This is a genomic window from Mesorhizobium sp. M1A.F.Ca.IN.020.04.1.1 (assembly GCF_003997315.1).
GTDB lineage: Bacteria > Pseudomonadota > Alphaproteobacteria > Rhizobiales > Rhizobiaceae > Mesorhizobium.
This window is the reverse complement of record NZ_RZSN01000008.1, coordinates 1-17,695: the sequence shown is the minus strand read 5'-3', so window position 1 is coordinate 17,695 and position 17,695 is coordinate 1. Positions and strand designations below refer to the sequence as shown.

Sequence of the window (17,695 nt, the reverse complement as noted above, 5' to 3'; positions counted from 1 at the left end):
AGACGCGCGTCCTGACCAACCAACGAAAGGGGAATGACATGACCGACAAGATCACCAACTGGACCGGAGCAGACGATGCGATGGTCGAAAACGCCATCCGGCGAGGCGCGAGCCGCCGCGAACTCCTCAAAATGCTGCTGGCGGGCGGCGCCGCGGTTGCCGCGGGCGGCGTTGTGCTTGGCCGTGCCACGCAGGCCGTCGCCGCCACGCCGGTCTCCGGCGGAAATTTCAAGGCGGCCGGCTGGTCGTCATCGACGGCCGACACGCTCGATCCGGCAAAGGCATCGCTCTCCACGGACTATGTCCGCTGCTGCTCGCTCTACAACCGTCTGACCTTCCTCGACAAGGATGGCAAGACGCAGATGGAACTGGCCGAAAGCATCGACAGCAAGGACGCAAAGACCTGGACGGTGAAGCTGCGCAAGGGCGTCACCTTCCACGACGGCAAGGACCTGACGGCTGACGACGTCGTCTTTTCGCTCAAGCGCCATCTCGACAAGTCGGTCGGCTCCAAGGTCGCCAAGATCGCCGCACAGATGACCGGCTTCAAGGCGGTCGACAAATCGACGGTCGAAATCACCCTCGCCGATCCGAATGCCGACCTTCCGACCATCCTGGCGCTGCACCACTTCATGATCGTGGCCGACGGCACCACCGACTTCTCCAAGGGCAACGGCACAGGCGCCTTCGTGCTGCAGACGTTCGAACCGGGCGTCCGTTCGGTCGTCACCAAGAACAAGAACTACTGGAAGTCGGGCAAGCCCTATCTCGACTCCTTCGAATTCATCGCCATCAGCGACGACAGCGCCCGGGTCAACGCCCTGCTTTCCGGCGATATCAATTTTGCTGCCGCGATCAATCCGCGCGCAATGAAGCTGCTGCAGAGCCAGCAGGGTTTCGAACTGTCGAAGACGACCTCGGGGAACTATACGGACCTCAACATCCGGCTCGACATGGATCCGGGCAGCAAGGCCGATTTCGTGACCGGCATGAAATACCTCGTCAACCGCGAGCAGATCGTGAAATCGGCATTGCGCGGCCTCGGCGAAATCGGCAACGACCAGCCCGTCTCGCCGGCGAACATCTTCCACAATGCGGACCTCAAGCCGAAGGCTTTCGATCCGGACAAGGCGAAGTTCCACTTCAAGAAGGCGGGCCTGCTCGGCCAGTCCATTCCGGTGGTCGCCTCGGACGCCGCGACCTCGTCGATCGACATGGCGGTCATCATCCAGGCCGCCGGCGCGGAAATCGGCATGAAGCTCGACGTTCAGCGGGTCCCATCCGACGGCTACTGGGACAATTACTGGCTCAAGGCGCCTGTCCATTTCGGCAACATCAATCCGCGCCCGACGCCGGACATCCTGTTCTCGCTGCTTTACGCCTCCAACGCGCCCTGGAACGAAAGCCAGTACAAGTCCGAGAAGTTCGACAAGCTGCTCGTCGAGGCGCGCGGCCTGCTCGACCAGGCCAAGCGCAAGGAGATCTACGGGCAGATGCAGACCATGATCTCCGAGGAAGCAGGCACCATCATCCCGGCTTACATCTCCAACGTCGATGCCCTTTCCAGCAAGGTGAAGGGTTTGGAGGCGAACCCGCTCGGTGGCATGATGGGGTACGCAATGGCGGAATACCTCTGGCTCGAAGCCTGAGAGGCGCCTGCAGGGGACCGGTCAGCCGGTCCCCTGCACTGCATTGCGCAAGATTGTTTGGCCGAACGCAACCGCAGGGAGCTTCCATGAAGTCTGGGGTTCTAAACCTCGTGTTGAAGCGGCTGGCGATCGCGATCGTCACCCTTCTGATCGTCCTGTTCGCCGTGTTTTTCGCCACCAGCATGCTGCCGGGCGACACGGCGTCGATCCTGCTTGGCCAGGCGGCGACGCCCGAGGCGGTCGCCGGCCTGCGCGAGGCCATGCATCTCAATGATCCGGCGATCCTGCGCTTCCTGCGTTGGCTTGTCGGTCTGCTCCACGGCGATCTCGGGACCTCCTACGCAAACGAAATGCCGGTCGCGGCCCTGATCGGCGGGCGCTTCGTCAACACCATGAAGCTCGCCGGCATCACCACGCTGATCTCGGTGCCGCTGGCGCTGACGCTCGGCATCACCGCCGCGATGCTACGAGGCTCCGTCTATGACCGCACCGTCACCGTGCTTTCTATCGGCGTGATCTCGGTGCCGGAATTCATGGTCGCGACCCTCGCCGTCTTGCTCTTTGCCGTTTATCTGAAATGGCTTCCGGCGTTGTCTTCGGTCAACGAGGCGCACTCGCTTGCCGACCTCGTGCGCATCTATTCGATGCCGGTGATCACCCTCACCTTCGTTATCTCGGCGCAAATGATCCGCATGACGCGCGCCGCGGTGATCGAAACGCTCTCAACGCCTTATGTCGAGATGGCGCTTCTCAAAGGCGCCTCTCGCAGCCGCATGGTGCTCAAGCACGCCCTTCCGAACGCGCTTGGGCCGATCGTCAACGCGGTCGCGCTCTCGTTGTCCTATCTGGTCGGCGGCGTCATCATCGTCGAGACGATCTTCAATTATCCCGGCATCGCCAAGCTGATGGTCGATGCGGTCGCGACCCGCGACCTGCCGCTGATCCAGAGCTGCGCGATGATCTTCTGCCTTGGCTATCTCCTGCTCATCACGGCCGCCGACATCGTCGCCATCATGTCCAACCCGAGGCTCAGATGACAGTGGCGCGCGCGGCATCCTCCCGACGGTCCTTCCTGGGCCACAGCTACAACGTCGTGGGCGTCGTGGCCTCGCTGGTCATTCTGGCATGGACGCTGGTCGCGATCTTCGCGCCCTACATCATTCCCCATCCGATCGGCGACATCGTCGACGACGACTATTTCGGCCCGATGCGCCAGGGGCTGTGGCTCGGCTCGGACTATCTGGGGCGTGACATGCTCTCCAGGGTTCTCATGGGAGCACGCTACACCGTCGGCATATCGCTTGCCGCCGTCTCGATCGCCTGCTTTTCAGGGGTCGTGCTGGGGATGATCGCGGCCGTCACCGGCGGCTGGTTCGATACCTGCCTCAGCCGCTTCCTCGACGCCATGAACTCCATCCCCAGCAAGCTGTTCGGCCTTGTTGTCGTCGCCGCGGTCGGCTCATCGATCCCGGTGCTGATCCTGACGCTCGCCGTCATCTACATCCCGGGCGCCTACCGCTTCGCGCGGGCGCTTGCCGTCAACATCAACACCATGGATTTCATGACCGTCGCCCGCGTCCGCGGCGAGAGCACTATCTATCTCATCGGCTCCGAGATCCTGCCGAACATTATCCGGCCTGTGCTTGCCGACTTCGGCCTGCGCTTCGTCTTCATCGTGCTGTTGCTCTCCGGCCTGTCCTTCCTCGGGCTCGGCCTGCAGCCGCCTTTAGCCGACTGGGGCGCGCTGGTGCGCGAGAACATCGGCGGCCTGCCCTTCGCGGCCCCGGCCGTCATCGTGCCGTCGCTGGCGATCGCCAGCCTGACCATTAGCGTCAACCTCTTAATCGACAACCTGCCGCAGAAGATCAGGGACCGGGACGCATGACCAATCTCGTCGAGGTCAGAAACCTTCGGATCGAGGCAAAGACCGACGCCGGACGTCTGGTCGAAATCATCAAGGGCGTCAGCCTCGACATCGCCGATGGCGAGATCGTCGCCCTGATCGGCGAGAGCGGCTCCGGCAAGACGACGGTGGCGCTCTCCCTCATGGGCTATGCGCGGCCCGGCTGCCGGATTACTGGCGGCGAGATCAATGTCAACGGCAAGAACATGGCTGCGCTTACCGAGCGGGAACGCGCCAGGTTGCGCGGCACCGACATCGCCTATGTTCCGCAAAGCGCCGCCGCCGCCTTCAACCCCTCGTCGACCATCATGGAGCAGGTGATCGAAGTCACGCGCATTCACGGCCTGATGCCACCCGAGCAGGCGCGAAAGCGCGCGGTCGAGCTGTTCCGGGCCTTGTCGCTGCCTGATCCGGACGGGATCGGCGCCCGTTATCCGCACCAGGTTTCAGGCGGGCAATTGCAGCGGCTGGCGGCCGCCATGGCGCTGATCGGCGATCCCAAACTGGTCATCTTCGACGAGCCGACGACCGCACTCGACGTGACGACCCAGATCGACGTGCTCAAAGCATTCAAGTCGGTGATGAAGGCGGGCGGCATAGCGGGTGTCTACGTTTCCCACGACCTCGCGGTCGTCGCCCAGATCGCAGATCGCATCGTGGTGCTGAAGGGCGGCGAGGTGCAGGAGACCGGCACGACGGCCGGAATCCTTTCGGCTGCCCAGCATCCCTATACACGGGAATTGCTGGCCGCTTTCGAGCCGAAGTCGAGGCAGATACGGGCGGATGAAGATTCCGGACCAAAGCCGCTGCTTCGCATCGACAATCTGATAGCCGGATACGGCCCGGTGAAAGGTGACGGGCAGCCGGTTATCCGCGCGGTCGATTCCGTCAGCCTGGTCGTGGAGAAGGGCCGCAATCTCGGTGTCATCGGCGAGTCCGGTTGCGGAAAATCGACGCTGGCGCGCGCCATCGCGGGCATTCATCCGGCGGCGACCGGCGATATCGTCTTCGACGGCAAGGCACTGGAGCGCGCCGCCCGGAAACGCACTCGCGACCAGCTGCGCGAGATGCAGATCGTGTTCCAGTATGCCGATACCGCGCTCAATCCCGCCAAGCCCATTGAGGACATCATCTCGCGACCGCTGGCCTTCTATCACGGGCTCGACCAGCAGGCGCGCTCGAAGCGTGTCGACGAGTTGCTCGACATGGTGCGCCTGCCGAGGTCGCTGCGCTACCGTCATCCCTCGGAGCTCTCGGGCGGCCAGAAGCAGCGCGTGAACTTCGCGCGCGCGCTGGCGGCCGGTCCGAAGCTCATCATCTGCGACGAAATCACCTCAGCGCTCGACACCGTTGTAGCGTCCGCCGTGATCGAGCTGCTCAAGGAGCTGCAGCGCGAGCTGGGGCTCTCCTATATCTTCATCAGCCACGATCTCTCCGTCGTCGAGGCCATCTGCGACGAGATCATGGTCATGTACAATGGTGAGCGGGTGGAGCAGATCACGCCCGACAAGGTCAAGTCGCCCACGCACCCTTATTCCAAACTTCTGTTTTCCTCCGTGCCGAAGCTCGATCCGACCTGGCTCGACGGCCTCGTCCGCGACCCCGAGCTCGTCACTCAGTACGGCCACCGCTGACCAAACTGACCGGAGGGGATTCGCCGGACTACAATTGCGAGCAGAGCCGGTAGGCCTCATAGATCGAGGAGTAGATGTCCCTGCTGGCGACCGCGTCTCCGATGCGGTGTAGGACGAAGGATCCTGGAGCTTGGGGCTCTTGCACCCCCTTTGTCGCCACTCCCGTCATGAGCGCGATGTCGGTGATGCCGTTATTGACGGAGCGGGCACGCAATTCCTGGTAGGTATCTTCCACAGGTGCCGTGCCGCGCTCGACAATGAGTTGGGCCGCGGTCATTTCCGTTTCTGCACCGGTGAGCTCATGCCGGAACCGGGCGGCGATGCCGTTGCCGTGGCGCGCTGCCTTGATGAGCCGCAGATCGCCGACAACCCGGATGCCGAGTTCGGACGCGAGTTTGCGGAAACTGACCCGGTCCGGATAGGGTGTCTCGATCGCAAGGGTGTCGTCAGCCATGGCCAGGCTGACCGCATGTCCCAGGCGGGCAAGATGCAGGGCACAGGATATGGCGGCCTGGCGTCCAGTCTCATCGTAGATGAGCACATCGGCCTTCGCGGGCATGACCCCGGTCAAGATATCCCAGACGCTGTCGCAATGTTCAGCGCCCTCCAGCCACTCCATGTCCGGGATGCCGCCTGTGGCGACGATAACGGCATCCGGTTTCTCGGCAAGCACTCCATCTGCGTCCGCATAGGTGTTGAGGCGGACATCCACGCCCAGGCGCGCGAGCTCTTCGGCGCGCCAGTCGACTATACCGAACAGATCCTTGCGGTCGGAAGCCGAGGCCGCAACGAGCACCTGCCCGCCGAGCCGGGCCCCGGCTTCGAACAAGGTCACGCTGTGCCCGCGCCCGGCGGCGACCCGGGCCGCCTCCATTCCGCCCGGACCGCCGCCGACGACGACCACCCGTTTCGGCGTTTCGGTCCGGTCAATGATGTGGCTGACGGTCGTTTCATGGCCGCTGGCGGGGTTGTGAATGCAATGGACCTTCTTGTACAGGCAGTAGGACGCGCCGATGCACGGGCGGATGCGGTCTTCTTCGCCCCGCATCACCTTGTTGACGATATGCGGGTCGGCAATATGCGCTCGAGTCATGCCGACCAGATCGACAAGGTTTGCGCGGATCGCGTGCCGCGCCGTGGCTACGTCCCTGATGGCGGCGGCGTGGATGACCGGCAGCCTGGTTTCCCGCTTGAACTGCCCAACCAACGGCAGAAACGGCGCGCTCCTGATAAACATGCCGGGCATATTCTGCTCGGCCAGTGACAAGTCGGTGTCCATACGGCCGAAGATGCAGTTGAAGAAATCGACATGGCCTTCGCGCTCGAACAGCCGGGCGAAGGCAAGGCCTTCCTCGAAATCCGATCCGTCGTCGACCGCCTCGTCGACCACGAAGCGGATCCCGACGGCGAAGTCGTCGCCCACCGCGCGGCGGATCGCTTCGTGAACCATCAGCCCGAAGCGCGCGCGGTTTTCCAGCGAGCCGCCGAAAGCGTCCGTGCGCCTGTTGGTTCTGCGCGACAGGAATTGGCCGATCAGATGGCCGCCGGTGACGGTCTCGACGCCGTCCAGGCCGCCGTCAACGCAGCGCCTGGCGGCACTGGCGTAGTCCTTGACGATCCTGTCGATGTCCGCGGCGTCCATTTCTTTGGGGAAATTCCGGCTTCGCGTCTCGCGGACGCGTGACGGCGCAACCGGGGGCAACCAGTGACCGGCATAGGCAGTAGCGCGCCGGCCGAGATGCGAGACCTGACACATGACCGTCGCGCCGTGGCGATGAATTCGCTGCGACAGCGATTGGAGATGGGGGATGATGCTATCGCTGGAAAGATCCAGCTGACCGCCGCCCCAGCTCGAATCGGGCGACGTCATCGCCGAGCCGCCGACCATAGTCATCGCCAGGCCGCCGCGCGCCTTCTCTTCATGATAGCGCTGATAGCGCTCGAGCGGCAGGCCACCCTCGTCCAGCATTGAGGCATGACTGGTGCTGACGACGCGGTTGCGCAGCGTTAGACCCTTGAGCCGAAACGGCTGAAGCAGTGGATCGCCGGATGTGCTCCCCGCTTGGAATGCCGCTGCCGGCACATGCTGCTCCGAACCATTCATGAGGGTTATAGTTCGCGATTTGCAGGACTGCAGGAAAGCTTGAAAATTGTTGGGGCGGCTATACGCTTGGCGTATGGCTGGCTTCGCAAAACTCGTTCCATCCGCACGCGGACTCCTCGTTTTCGAGGCCACTGTCCGTTCAGGAAGTTTCACGGCCGCAGCGCGCGAGTTCAACGTCACGCAACCCTCGATCAGCCGCAGCATCGCTCAGCTGGAGGCCGATCTCGGCGTGGCTCTGTTCACGCGCGGTCCAACGGGATTGTCCCCGACCCCGGAGGGGCGCGCCCTCTATTCGGCTGTACGGGAAGGATTTGACGGCATCGAGGAGGCGATCGGCACGATCAAGCGGAGCAGTGCCGCAAAGCCGGTGGTTACCCTTTCGCTCTCGAGCTCTCTCGCTACGCACTGGTTCGTTCCGAGGTTAACGGCGTTCAATACGCGATTTCCCGACGTGGACCTGAGGTTCGAACTCATCGCCGGCGTTCTGCGAGGACCCGCCGAGAATGTCGAGCTTGCCAACCAGAATCCTGGCCGACGACGACACCCACTATCACCGCTGGGCCTTCTCGCCGGAAATCATCGTTCCGGTGTGCAGCCCATCCTATCTGTCGCACCACGGCCGCTTGAACCATGACTCGGACGGCGAAGGTCATATCCTGCTTCATCTCACCGACGCCAAGGAGCAGTGGCTGGACGCCTGGGGCAGCGTAGCCCACCGCAAGACCAGCAGGGCGAAATGGCTCGAATTCTCGGACTACGCGGTCGTGCTTCAAGCCGCGATGAACGGAGAAGGCGTGGCGCTCGGCTGGCTCAGCAATGTCTCAAGGGCACTGCTTCAGGCAACGCTCGTTCCGGCCTCGGACAGGCAGATCAACACCGGACGGATCCATGAATTGATTGCACCTCGCTCACGGCCAGTGCGGCCGATCGTCTCCGATATCCGCGCCTGGATGATCGCGGAGATGCAAGCCGAGTTGAAAGCGTTGCGCGCACTATTGCAGCCCGGGGTCCTGTAGCCCGGACCGCAGCAGACAACTGCAGCGCCCGGCACAGCCTACCCGCGGACTACATCGGAAACAGGCTGGGCAGCGGCATGTGCGATTTGACGATGGGCGACTTCAGCACCACGAAGCTGAAATACTTGTCGATGCCGATATCCATATCGGTCAGCCGCTCCATGATCGTCTGGTACTCGCCAATCCCGGCGGTCACGAATTTCATCAGATAGTCGTAACCGCCCGACACGAGGTGGCATTCGATGACCTGATCGATCTTCTCGACGACGGCGAGAAAGCGGGCAAAGTCCACCTGGCGATGGTTCTTCAAGGTGATTTCGGTGAACACGGTCAGTGTCTGGCCGAGCTTGCCGATGTTGACCTGCGCGGAATAGCCCTCGATATAACCTTCCGACTGGAGCTTCTTGACCCGCATCAGGCACGGGCTCGGCGACAGGTGCACCAGTTCGGCCAATTCCACATTGGTGATGCGGCCGTTCTTCTGCAATTCATGCAGAATCTTGATGTCGATCCGATCCAGTTTCACGTCCATCTCCGAAGAACGCAAGCCACAGCACAAAATGCCGCCACTTCTCTAGCCGTGACACTACCACAGCCCGCAGGCCTGTCTATCCGATGGGCCTGCTCTGACACGCAGGGACTCTCGATTCCATTGCGCGCTACGGAATAAAATTCTGCCTGAAGCATAACTGCGGCAGCGGCTGCCTGCGCAACGCGCTAGATTCGAGCCTCGAAGCAGAGAGAGGACCATGCGCGCGCCGCTGCAACAGATCGAGACATCCGACGAACTGCCGCAATCCGCGGATGCGGTGGTGATCGGCGGAGGCATCGTCGGCGTCTTCGCGGCCTACTACCTGGCTCGGCGCGGCTTGAAGGTCGCGCTTGTCGAAAAAGGACGCATCGGCGCCGAGCAATCCAGCAGGAACTGGGGATGGTGCCGTCAGCAGAACCGCGACGCCCGCGAGCTGCCGATGGCGACGCGCAGCCTCGATCTCTGGGAGCGCTTTGCGGCCGAAAGCGGCCAGGACACCGGCTTTCGCCGCTGCGGCCTGCTCTATCTCAGCAATGACGAGGCGGAACTGGCCGGCTGGGCGCGCTGGCGTGACTTCGCCAGAACAGCGGGCGTCACCACGCACATGCTCGACAGCGCCGAGGCCAGCGGGCGGGGCCGCGCCACCGGCCGTACCTGGAAAGGCGGCGTCTTCTCGCCGACCGACGGCACCGCCGATCCGTCGCAGGCCGCGCCAGCGGTCGCCCGCGCCATCGTCCAGCTTGGCGGCACGGTGCATCAGAATTGCGCCGCGCGCGGTATCGAGACCGAGGGCGGTCGCCTGTGCGGCGTGGTCACGGAAAGCGGTACGATCCGCACGAAGGCGGCGGTTTTGGCCGGTGGCGCCTGGGCGTCCTCCTTTTGCCGTCAGTTCGGCTTCCGCTTCCCGCAGGCCTCGATCCGCTCCTCCATCCTGTCCGTCTCGCCCGGCGCGGGGGGCTTGCCGGATGCGCTACACACGGCAAAAATCTCGGCGACGCGGCGCGGTGACGGCGGCTACACGCTCGCCATAAGCGGCCGCGGACGCGTCGACGTGACGCCGCAGCAGCTGCGCTTCGCTTCGCAGTTCGTCCCCATGTTCCTGAAGCGCTGGCGCAGCCTCGCGCCCGGCGGGTTGCAGGGGGTGCGCTCAGGCCACGAAACGCTCCAACGCTGGCGGCTCGACCGGCCGACGCCGATGGAGCGGATGCGTATCCTCGATCCGATGCCGGATCAGGCGACCATCCGCCTGACCCATGCCCGCGCGCTCGAGCTGCTGCCTGCGCTGCGGCAGACGAAGATCAGCGCGGCCTGGGCGGGCTACATCGACAGCACCCCGGACGGCGTGCCGGCCATCGGCGAGATACACGCCGTTCCAGGCTTCTTCCTGGCTGCCGGATTTTCGGGTCACGGCTTCGGCATCGGACCCGGTGCCGGGCACCTCGTCGCCGATCTTGTCACCGGGTTGGAGCCGATCGTCGATCCGAAATCCTACGATCCGCGGCGTTTCGATGCTTCGGCGTGGGGCAAGGTCGCCGACTTCTAGTTTCAAACGCGACATTCCGACATCGCTTGGCAGGTGAACCCTCCGGATTGCATCAGCTCTCCCGAAGAAAGGCGCCGATGGGGGCAGGCCGGATGGGGGCCTGCCCGCGAAACCGGCCGACATCCTCGGACCTACAGCCGGCGTGGGCTGCGATGAGTTCGGCGGCTGCCAACTGGCAATAACGCCCCTGGCAGCGCCCCATGCCGACGCGCGAGAGCGATTTCACCCTGTTGGCCTCGCCGCCGCCGAGAGTCGTGCCCTCGCGCACGGCCCCGGCAGTGACGTTCTCGCAGCGGCAGACGATCGTATCGTCGGGAAGCGCCCTCACCATCGCGCCTGGCCAACGAAAGGCCTGGGCCAGACCGCGGGCAAAGCGCTCGAGCCGTGCGAGCCTGCGCAGGTCGGCGCCGACGGAGGGCACCGGGCTTCCAAGATCGGCAAGGCACGCCGCCGCGGCAAGGCGCCCGGCGATCTCCGCGCCGTCCGCCCCGAGAGGACGAGCCCCATCACCGGCCAGGTAGATGCCATTGCCGGCCCGTCCCATCCGGTCGGTCTTCGGGAGCCACTGCCGCCATTGCTCGTCATAGGTGAAGGCGCATCCCACAAGGTCAGTCAGATGAGTCTCCGCCCGCAGGTGCCAGCCGATCCCGATCATGTCGCATGGGGTGACGCGCTCCCGGCCGCCGGCGTCGCGCCAGCGCATCCCGGTGACACCCCGTCCATCGGCCTCGATTTGCAAAGGCGTCACGCCAGCGTGGTAGCGGCGACCAAGCCGCGCCCGCAGGGCCAGCCCGCGCAACGCCACGATTGGTCGGGCGGCAAGTCCCCAGAACCCGCGCATCTGCTGGCGCCAGGAAGAGGTGTCGAGCACCGCCGCCACATCCGCTCCGGCCTTGAGGAGTTGCATGCCAACCAGCGTCAGCAAGGGGCCCGACCCGATAAGCACGATGCGCCGTCCGAGTGCGACGCCCTGCGCTTTGAGCGCGATCTGCGCCGCGCCAAGGCTGTACACGCCGGCGTTCTGCCAGCCAGGGATCGGGGCGACGCGGTCTGAAGCGCCGGTGGCGAGGATCAGGCGGTCGTAGAAGACGACCTCCGCGCCGCCCTCCCCCAGCACATGCAGCCGCCCCTCATGCACTGCGATGACGGAGCTGCGCGCGCAATAAGTGAGCCGCCCTTCATCGGCCATCCGGTCAAAGAGCAAATGCAACGCGCGAGCCTTGTCCGCCTCAGAGCCGTACAGTTGCTCCGGAGTTCGGACGAACCCGGCAGGCGGGCGGCGATAGATCTGCCCACCCGCGCGGTGCCCTTCATCGATCACCACCGGATGGAGCCCGGCGTCGACCAGTGTCGCCGCGGCCCTTATGCCGGCGGGGCCCGCACCTACGATCACGATGCGCGGCGATGAGGGCTCGCTCACGGCCAGTTCTCCGGCGGCGTCGTGTGCAGCCGCATGCCTTCGACGACAAGAGTTGTGCACGCACGCAGGCGCGGTCCCCCTTCTTGCCATACCCAGCAGTCCTGGCAGGCTCCCATCAGGCAGAACCCCGCGTGCGGCTCGGGACCGAACTCGGAACTCCGCAGCGCATGTCCTGAAGCCAGCATTGCCGTCAGCACGGTGTCGCCGTCCAGCGCGTTGCGCGTCTCACCGTCGAGAAGGAATTGCACCTCCTCGCGATCGCGCTCGGCCAGCCGGACGATGCGGCCGACCGTGATCATTCGGCGGCCTCTCGTACCGGCCCCGGACGAGGCAGCTCGGGAAAACGTTCGCAGACCGCCTCGAAGGCCGCTTGGACGCCTTCCGGCCCGGAGCGACCTTTCATGCGGCGAAAAATCTCCGTCTTGGCGAAGAACCGCCAGTGGATCGGCAAGGCGTCCAGCAGAGCGTGGAGCCGGTCATAGGCGGCCGGCGTCCACTGCGCTTCGTAGCTGTCGCGCTCCGGCCCGAAATGGAAATGGCCGACGGACGGCGTGTGCCTCGCGCGCAGCCGCTCCGTCGCGCGCTCGTCGACTTCGCCGCCGCGGATAACGACCCCGTAGTCGCTTTCGGCTGCGGCCGGCGAGAGATAGCCGCGCCGCACATCCTCACCGACCCGCCAGGGCTCGCGCTTAAACGGGTCGCCGCGTCCGCCGCCGCCGGCGGATCGGATCTCGAGCACGTCGCCCGGCTGCAGCACCGCCGTGTCGATGTTGCCCAGCCGCCGCTCGCGGTCGGTGCCCGGATTGACGACCATGTCCGACAGGCCGGCCGCCTTGCCGCCCAGCACGCCCCAGGGACGGAAGAAGCTGCGGTCGCGATTGCGCGCCGTAATCCGGGAGTCGGGGGCAAAGACACGAAAAGCCATCTCGGTCGCCAGCCCGCCGCGCCAGCGGCCCGCACCGCCGCTGTCCTGGGCGAGCCCATATTTCACGAACTCGACCGGCGTCTCGGTCTCGGTGATCTCGATCGGCGTGTTCTTGAGATAGGCAGCATCGGCGCCCGATCCATTGGTGCCATCGCGATGCGGCATCGCGCCGCCGCCACCCACGACGGGGTTGACCGCCGCGATGACGCTCCTGCTGGTGCGCTCATCGATGGTCATGACGTTGACGATGCAGTTGTTGCCGGCCGGCGCCGCCGGCAAGCGCTCCGGCAGCACTTGCGAGAAGGCCCCGAAGATGACCGAGCGCAGCCGGGCGCAGGTGAGCGAGCGCATGCCGACGGCGGCGGGATGGACGGGGTTCAGCACCGAACCTTGCGGGGTGATGCAGGTGAACGGCCGGGTGAGGCCCGTGTTGAGCAGGATTTTCGGGTTGAGCGTGTAGAGCGCGTAATACACCCCGACCAAAAGCATCGTGTGGCGCGGGTCGCCGCCCGAAGGCACGTTGAGAGAGGAGCCGAGCTGCGGATCGGAGCCGGTGAAGTCGAGCACGGCCTCATCGCCTTTGATCGTCAGCGTCAGCTTCAGCCGGCAGGGATTGGCCTCGACCGAATCCTCATCGGCATAGTCGGCGAATTGCCAGGTGCCGTCGGGCATGGCGCGCAGCACGGCCCGCGCCTGCGCCTCGGCATGGTCGAGAAGAGCTGCAACGCCTTCGACGAAGCCGGCCTTGCCGAACTTCTTCACCATCGCCTGGATCTTGCGCTCGCCGGTGTTGAGCGCGCCGACCAGCGCCTTGATGTCGCCGATGTTGAGGTCCGGCTTGCGCACATTGGTGCTCATGATCCTGAGGATCGTGTCGTCGAAGACGCCTTCCCTCACCAGCTTCATCGGCGGAAAGCGGACGCCTTCCTGATGGATTTCGGTGAGCGCGCGGCTGAGCGAAGCCGGCACAGCCCCGCCCATGTCGGTGTTGTGGATGTGCCCTCCCGTCCAGGCGACGATCTCGCCGTCGACGAAGACCGGCTTCCACAAATGCGTATCGGGCGCGTGCGTGGCGACGTGGCCGGAATAGGGATCGTTGGTGAAGGCGACGTCTCCCGGCCGGTAGTCGTTCACCATGGCGATCGCACGGTGATAGGAAAGCCCCGGATACCACGTGGCGCCGAGTTCCATCGGGACGGCGAAGGTCGCTCCCGAGCGATCCATCAGCATCACCGTAAAATCCTGCGTCTCCTTGACGAAGGCGGAGTGCGCGGTGCGGTGCAGCGTGTGGGCCATGTTCTCGGCCGCCGCGCGGGCATGGTTAGCCAGAACCTGAAGATTTGTGCGGTCGAACAAGGCGTCACTCCGCGAAAGTCAGAACGAGATTAAGGTGGCGATCGACCCGCGCCTGCGTTCCGGCGGGGAGAGCGAAGGTGGTATCTTCCTGGACCACCACCGCAGGCCCGTGAAACGCGCTGCCCGGCACCAGGGTCTGGCGGTCATGGAGGTCGATGGTCTCGACGGTCAGACCGGTGTAGACCGGCACCCGGCGCGCCGGATGGGTCGGGACGTCGATCTCCTCGGTCTCGGGGAAGGAGAGCGCCGGACCTGCGCCTATCGCGGACAGCCGAACATTCACGAGCTCGATCGCGCCGTCCGGATCGTGGAAGTCGTAGAGCTGCTCATGGGTGCGGTGGAATGCCTGCTCGATCGCGGCCGCGTCCGCCAGCCATTGGGGCGAAAGGACAACCTCGATCTCATAGCTCTGGCCGAAGTAGCGCATGTCGCAGGAGAGTGTGAGTTGCGCGGCCGCATCGTGCCCCTGCGCCGCAAGCCAGTCGCGGCCCTCCTGCGCCAGCGCCTCGAAGGCCTCGCGGATTCCGGGAAGCGACGCGCCGGATAGCGGGCTGAAGATGGTGCGGATGAAGTCCCCGCGCAGATCAGCCACCAGCCCACCCAGCGCCGATACCACGCCGGGGCGGCGGGGCGCCATGACGCGCTTGATGCCGAGCTCGCGGGCCAGGAAGGCGCCGAGCATCGGGCCGCCGCCGCCGAATGGCATCAGCGTGAAATCGCGCAGATCGACGCCGGCGCGCGAGGCGAGCTTCTCAACCTCGACGAACATTTCCGACACCGCGATGTCGAGGATCGCCTGCGCGGTCTGCTCGACCGGACGGCCGAGCCGCATCGCAAGTTCGCCGACCGCGCGATGCGCCAGTTGGGTCTCGATGCTGAGCTGGCCATAGGCCATCTCGCCATGGCCGAGCCATCCGCACACCACCATGGCGTCGGTCACCGTCGCCCGCTCGCCGCCACGGCCGTAGCATGCGGGTCCCGGCGTCGAACCGGCCGATTCCGGCCCGACCCGCAGCACTCCTTGCGCGTCGACGCTGGCGATCGAGCCGCCGCCGACACCGATCGAGCTCACCGACACGGAAGGGATATGGAGCGGAAATTCGCCGATCAGCTCGCCGGTGCCGAACTGCGGCTCGCCGTTTATGATGAGCGCGAAATCGGCCGAGGTTCCGCCGATGTCGAGGGTGAGAACCTTATCCTCGCCGGCCTGACGCGCCAGCCACGAGGCGCCGATGACGCCCGAGGCCGTTCCCGACAGCAGCATGTTCACGCAGGCGCGCTTGCCTTCGGCGGCGTTCATCAGCCCGCCGTTCGACTTCGTCAGCATCGGCCGGGCCGGCACGCCGCGATGCTTCAGCCGCTCTTCCAGCGCGGTCAGATAGCCGGAGACGCGCGGATGGACATAGCCATTGAGAATGGCGGTCGAGCTGCGCTCGTATTCGCGGATGACCGGCCACACCTCGGCGGAGGGGAAGACGAAGAGGTCGGGCGCCAGGCGCGCGATCGCCGCCTTTACCGAGGTTTCCTGCGCGGCGTTGCGCCAGGAATGAAGGAAGGACACGATGATCCCCTGCGCCCCGTTCGCTTTCGCGGCCGCGACCGCGCTCTCCACCGCCGCCGTGTCGGGCGCCTGGGATTCATTGCCATCGGCGCGCATGCGGGCCGGAATGCCGAACACCATGTCGCGCGAGATCAGCGGATCCGGCCGCGCGCAGAACAGCGAATACATGTCCGGCATGCGAAGCCGCGCGAGCTCGATCACGTCCTCGAAGCCGGCATTGGTGAACAGCGCCAGCGGCGCGCCCTTGCGCTGGATGATCGTGTTGATACCGACGGTCGTGCCATGCACGAAGCGCGTCATATGGGTCGGGTCGAAGCCTTCGCGTTCGGCCAGCAAGGTGAGCCCCGTCATCAGCTCGGCACCCGGATCTTCCGGCGTCGTCAGCACCTTCAGCGAAGCGACGCGTCCGGAGTTTGCTTCGAGCGCGCAGAAATCGATGAATGTCCCGCCGATGTCGACGCCGACCTTCCAGTCGGCCTTCTTCAGCGCCTCATCCGTCGCAGTGGCCCCATCCATGATGCGTCCCTTTCCGTCTGCTCGGAAACTCGCACGAGCGGACAGTCACGGTCCAAGATGGATGATGGGCAAGAATATAAGTCGTACTTATACCTTGACGCTATGCTCGCCGACAACGGCGGAGCAGGCCGTGCGGATGTCATCGCGCATCGTTTCGTCGGCCCTCGAAAGGGCTCGTGCGCGGGACGTGAGCAGCGCGATCGGGAATTCCGGGCCGCCCGCCAGCGGCCTGACAGCGAGGCCGGAAAACTGGTGCCACGGCAGCAGCGCGTCGACGAGAGCGACGCCCAGGCCAGCCTGGACGAAGCCGACCGCAGAAATCGAAACGTCGATCTCCAGCGACGGTGAAAGCGCCACGCCTTGCGCGCGGGCCGCGTGGGCCAGCTCGTCGGCGGGACGCGTGTTGCCGCGATAGGATATCAGTTCCTGCCCGACGAGATCGGCGAGCGTCAGCTCGGGCTTATTCTGCAGCGCGTGTCCGCGCGGCAGCAGGCAGGCGAAGCCGACGCTGCCGATCACCTCGGCCTCGATATCGGGAGGCAGGCGGTCATCCATGGCCACGCCGAGGCTGGCATCGCCGGCGCGCAGCATGTCTACAATCGCGGCGATCGGCGCGCTATGGGAACGCAGCAGCATGTCGGGATGCTGCGCCCGAAATGCGGTGAAGGCACGCGGCAATATCGCCATGGCCGGCGGCGGCGAGGCGGCGACCCGCACCAGCCCGGTCCGACCGAGACGCAGATCGGTGGTCTTGCGGCGCAGGCCGTCGAGCCCCGCCGACAGCCTCTCGGCATCGGGAAAGATCTCGAGCGCCTCAGGGGTCGGCCGCAGCCTGCCCTTGACCCGCTCGAACAGCGTGAAGCCGAGCTCGTCCTCAGTGTGGAGCAGTATCTGGCTGAGCGCGGGCTGGGAGATGTTCAGCATTCGCGCCGCGGCGGTCACGGTGCCCGCGCGCATGACGGCGATGAACACTTCGAGCTGCCGGGCCCGCATTCCTACTCCATAGGTAAAACTTATGGCTTTTATCCAAAGCCATCTTTGACGCATTGCCGCGGCGCCGACAAGATGGATCAGGATCAGCCTTCTGCGCTAAGGAACGACAATGGATGTGATCGTGCTGGGCGGCGGCCTGATGGGGACGGCTTCCGCCTATTTCCTGGCCAGGCGCGGCGCCCGCGTGACGCTGATCGAGCGCAACCGGATCGGCAGTGGAGCAACCGTCGCCTCCTTCGGCAACATCCGGCGCACGGGGCGTCATCTGTCGCAGCTTCCGCTGGCCCACCGCTCGCTCCGGCTGTGGGGCGAGGCCGAAAAAATGCTGGGGCGCGATGTCGAATTCCGCGCCACCGGTCACGTGCGGCTGATCTTCGATCAAGGCGGTCTCGCCGACATGCGCAGCTATGCCGAGGCGGCGCGTCCCTGGGGACTCGAGCTGGAGCAGCTCAGCCCGCGCGAGATCCGCGCGCGTTTTCCCGGCCTCGGTCCGGACGCGATCGCGGCGTCGTTCTCTGCGCATGACGGCAGCGGCAATCCGCG

Annotated in this window: 14 protein-coding genes and 1 pseudogene; 8 read left to right on the top strand and 7 right to left on the bottom strand. The window is 65.2% G+C overall.

Annotated features, from left to right (window positions below; translation table 11 throughout):
• The first annotated feature begins 38 nt into the window (after window positions 1-38).
• The 4 genes from EOA49_RS03550 to EOA49_RS03535 all read left to right on the top strand — a co-directional run bounded on the left by EOA49_RS03550 (window position 39) and on the right by EOA49_RS03535 (window position 5,186).
• Window positions 39-1,649: an ABC transporter substrate-binding protein gene (locus EOA49_RS03550; protein WP_095776349.1), complete on the top strand. Its 1,611-nt coding sequence runs from the start codon at window positions 39-41 to the stop codon at window positions 1,647-1,649.
• 86 nt (window positions 1,650-1,735) lie between these two features.
• Window positions 1,736-2,686, top strand: coding sequence for an ABC transporter permease (locus EOA49_RS03545; protein ID WP_066989177.1), 951 nt, complete (start codon window positions 1,736-1,738; stop codon window positions 2,684-2,686).
• Window positions 2,683-3,534: an ABC transporter permease gene (locus tag EOA49_RS03540; protein WP_127240192.1), complete on the top strand. Its 852-nt coding sequence runs from the start codon at window positions 2,683-2,685 to the stop codon at window positions 3,532-3,534. The genes EOA49_RS03545 and EOA49_RS03540 overlap by 4 nt, the downstream gene beginning before the upstream one ends.
• A complete protein-coding gene (locus EOA49_RS03535; RefSeq protein ID WP_127240191.1) occupies window positions 3,531-5,186 on the top strand; it encodes an ABC transporter ATP-binding protein in 1,656 nt (551 codons plus the stop codon). Before EOA49_RS03540 ends, EOA49_RS03535 begins: the two co-directional genes overlap by 4 nt.
• Before the next feature lie 28 nt (window positions 5,187-5,214).
• On the opposite strand, the gene EOA49_RS03530 is transcribed toward EOA49_RS03535, so the two are convergent.
• Window positions 5,215-7,290 carry an FAD-dependent oxidoreductase gene (locus EOA49_RS03530; protein WP_127240194.1) on the bottom strand — a complete coding sequence of 692 codons (2,076 nt, stop codon included), beginning with the start codon at window positions 7,288-7,290 and terminating at the stop codon, window positions 5,215-5,217.
• Between the two features lie 73 nt (window positions 7,291-7,363).
• On the opposite strand from EOA49_RS03530, the pseudogene EOA49_RS33305 reads away from it, so the two are divergent.
• Window positions 7,364-7,513: pseudogene (locus EOA49_RS33305) on the top strand (LysR family transcriptional regulator); the annotation flags it as partial.
• A 289-nt stretch (window positions 7,514-7,802) separates the two neighbouring features.
• Complete coding sequence (locus EOA49_RS33300) at window positions 7,803-8,306, top strand: LysR substrate-binding domain-containing protein (protein ID WP_245460510.1); 504 nt, start codon at window positions 7,803-7,805, stop codon at window positions 8,304-8,306.
• A gap of 49 nt (window positions 8,307-8,355) precedes the next feature.
• Here the strand turns inward: EOA49_RS33300 and EOA49_RS03520 are convergent, their stop codons facing one another.
• A complete protein-coding gene (locus EOA49_RS03520; RefSeq protein ID WP_066989429.1) occupies window positions 8,356-8,832 on the bottom strand; it encodes an Lrp/AsnC family transcriptional regulator in 477 nt (158 codons plus the stop codon).
• A 223-nt stretch (window positions 8,833-9,055) separates the two neighbouring features.
• Here EOA49_RS03520 and EOA49_RS03515 point away from each other — a divergent pair, with 223 nt between their 5' ends.
• Window positions 9,056-10,381, top strand: a complete 1,326-nt coding sequence (locus EOA49_RS03515; RefSeq protein WP_127240190.1) for an FAD-binding oxidoreductase — start codon at window positions 9,056-9,058, stop codon at window positions 10,379-10,381.
• A 52-nt stretch (window positions 10,382-10,433) separates the two neighbouring features.
• Here EOA49_RS03515 and EOA49_RS03510 read toward each other — a convergent pair whose 3' ends face one another.
• The 5 genes from EOA49_RS03510 to EOA49_RS03490 all read right to left on the bottom strand — a co-directional run bounded on the left by EOA49_RS03510 (window position 10,434) and on the right by EOA49_RS03490 (window position 17,152).
• The gene (locus EOA49_RS03510) at window positions 10,434-11,801 is read right to left on the bottom strand and encodes an FAD/NAD(P)-binding oxidoreductase (RefSeq protein WP_127240189.1); all 1,368 of its coding nucleotides are present in this window, start codon (window positions 11,799-11,801) and stop codon (window positions 10,434-10,436) included.
• On the bottom strand, window positions 11,798-12,100 hold the full coding sequence (locus tag EOA49_RS03505) for a (2Fe-2S)-binding protein (protein WP_127240188.1): 303 nt from the start codon (window positions 12,098-12,100) through the stop codon (window positions 11,798-11,800). Before EOA49_RS03505 ends, EOA49_RS03510 begins: the two co-directional genes overlap by 4 nt.
• On the bottom strand, window positions 12,097-14,082 hold the full coding sequence (locus EOA49_RS03500; RefSeq protein WP_127240187.1) for a hydantoinase B/oxoprolinase family protein: 1,986 nt from the start codon (window positions 14,080-14,082) through the stop codon (window positions 12,097-12,099). Before EOA49_RS03500 ends, EOA49_RS03505 begins: the two co-directional genes overlap by 4 nt.
• Before the next feature lie 4 nt (window positions 14,083-14,086).
• Window positions 14,087-16,159 carry a hydantoinase/oxoprolinase family protein gene (locus EOA49_RS03495; RefSeq protein ID WP_127243057.1) on the bottom strand — a complete coding sequence of 691 codons (2,073 nt, stop codon included), beginning with the start codon at window positions 16,157-16,159 and terminating at the stop codon, window positions 14,087-14,089.
• 87 nt (window positions 16,160-16,246) lie between these two features.
• Window positions 16,247-17,152 carry a LysR family transcriptional regulator gene (locus tag EOA49_RS03490; protein ID WP_127214267.1) on the bottom strand — a complete coding sequence of 302 codons (906 nt, stop codon included), beginning with the start codon at window positions 17,150-17,152 and terminating at the stop codon, window positions 16,247-16,249.
• Between the two features lie 109 nt (window positions 17,153-17,261).
• Here EOA49_RS03490 and EOA49_RS03485 point away from each other — a divergent pair.
• A partial coding sequence (locus tag EOA49_RS03485; RefSeq protein WP_164749190.1) for an FAD-dependent oxidoreductase occupies window positions 17,262-17,695 on the top strand: 434 nt, incomplete at its 3' end.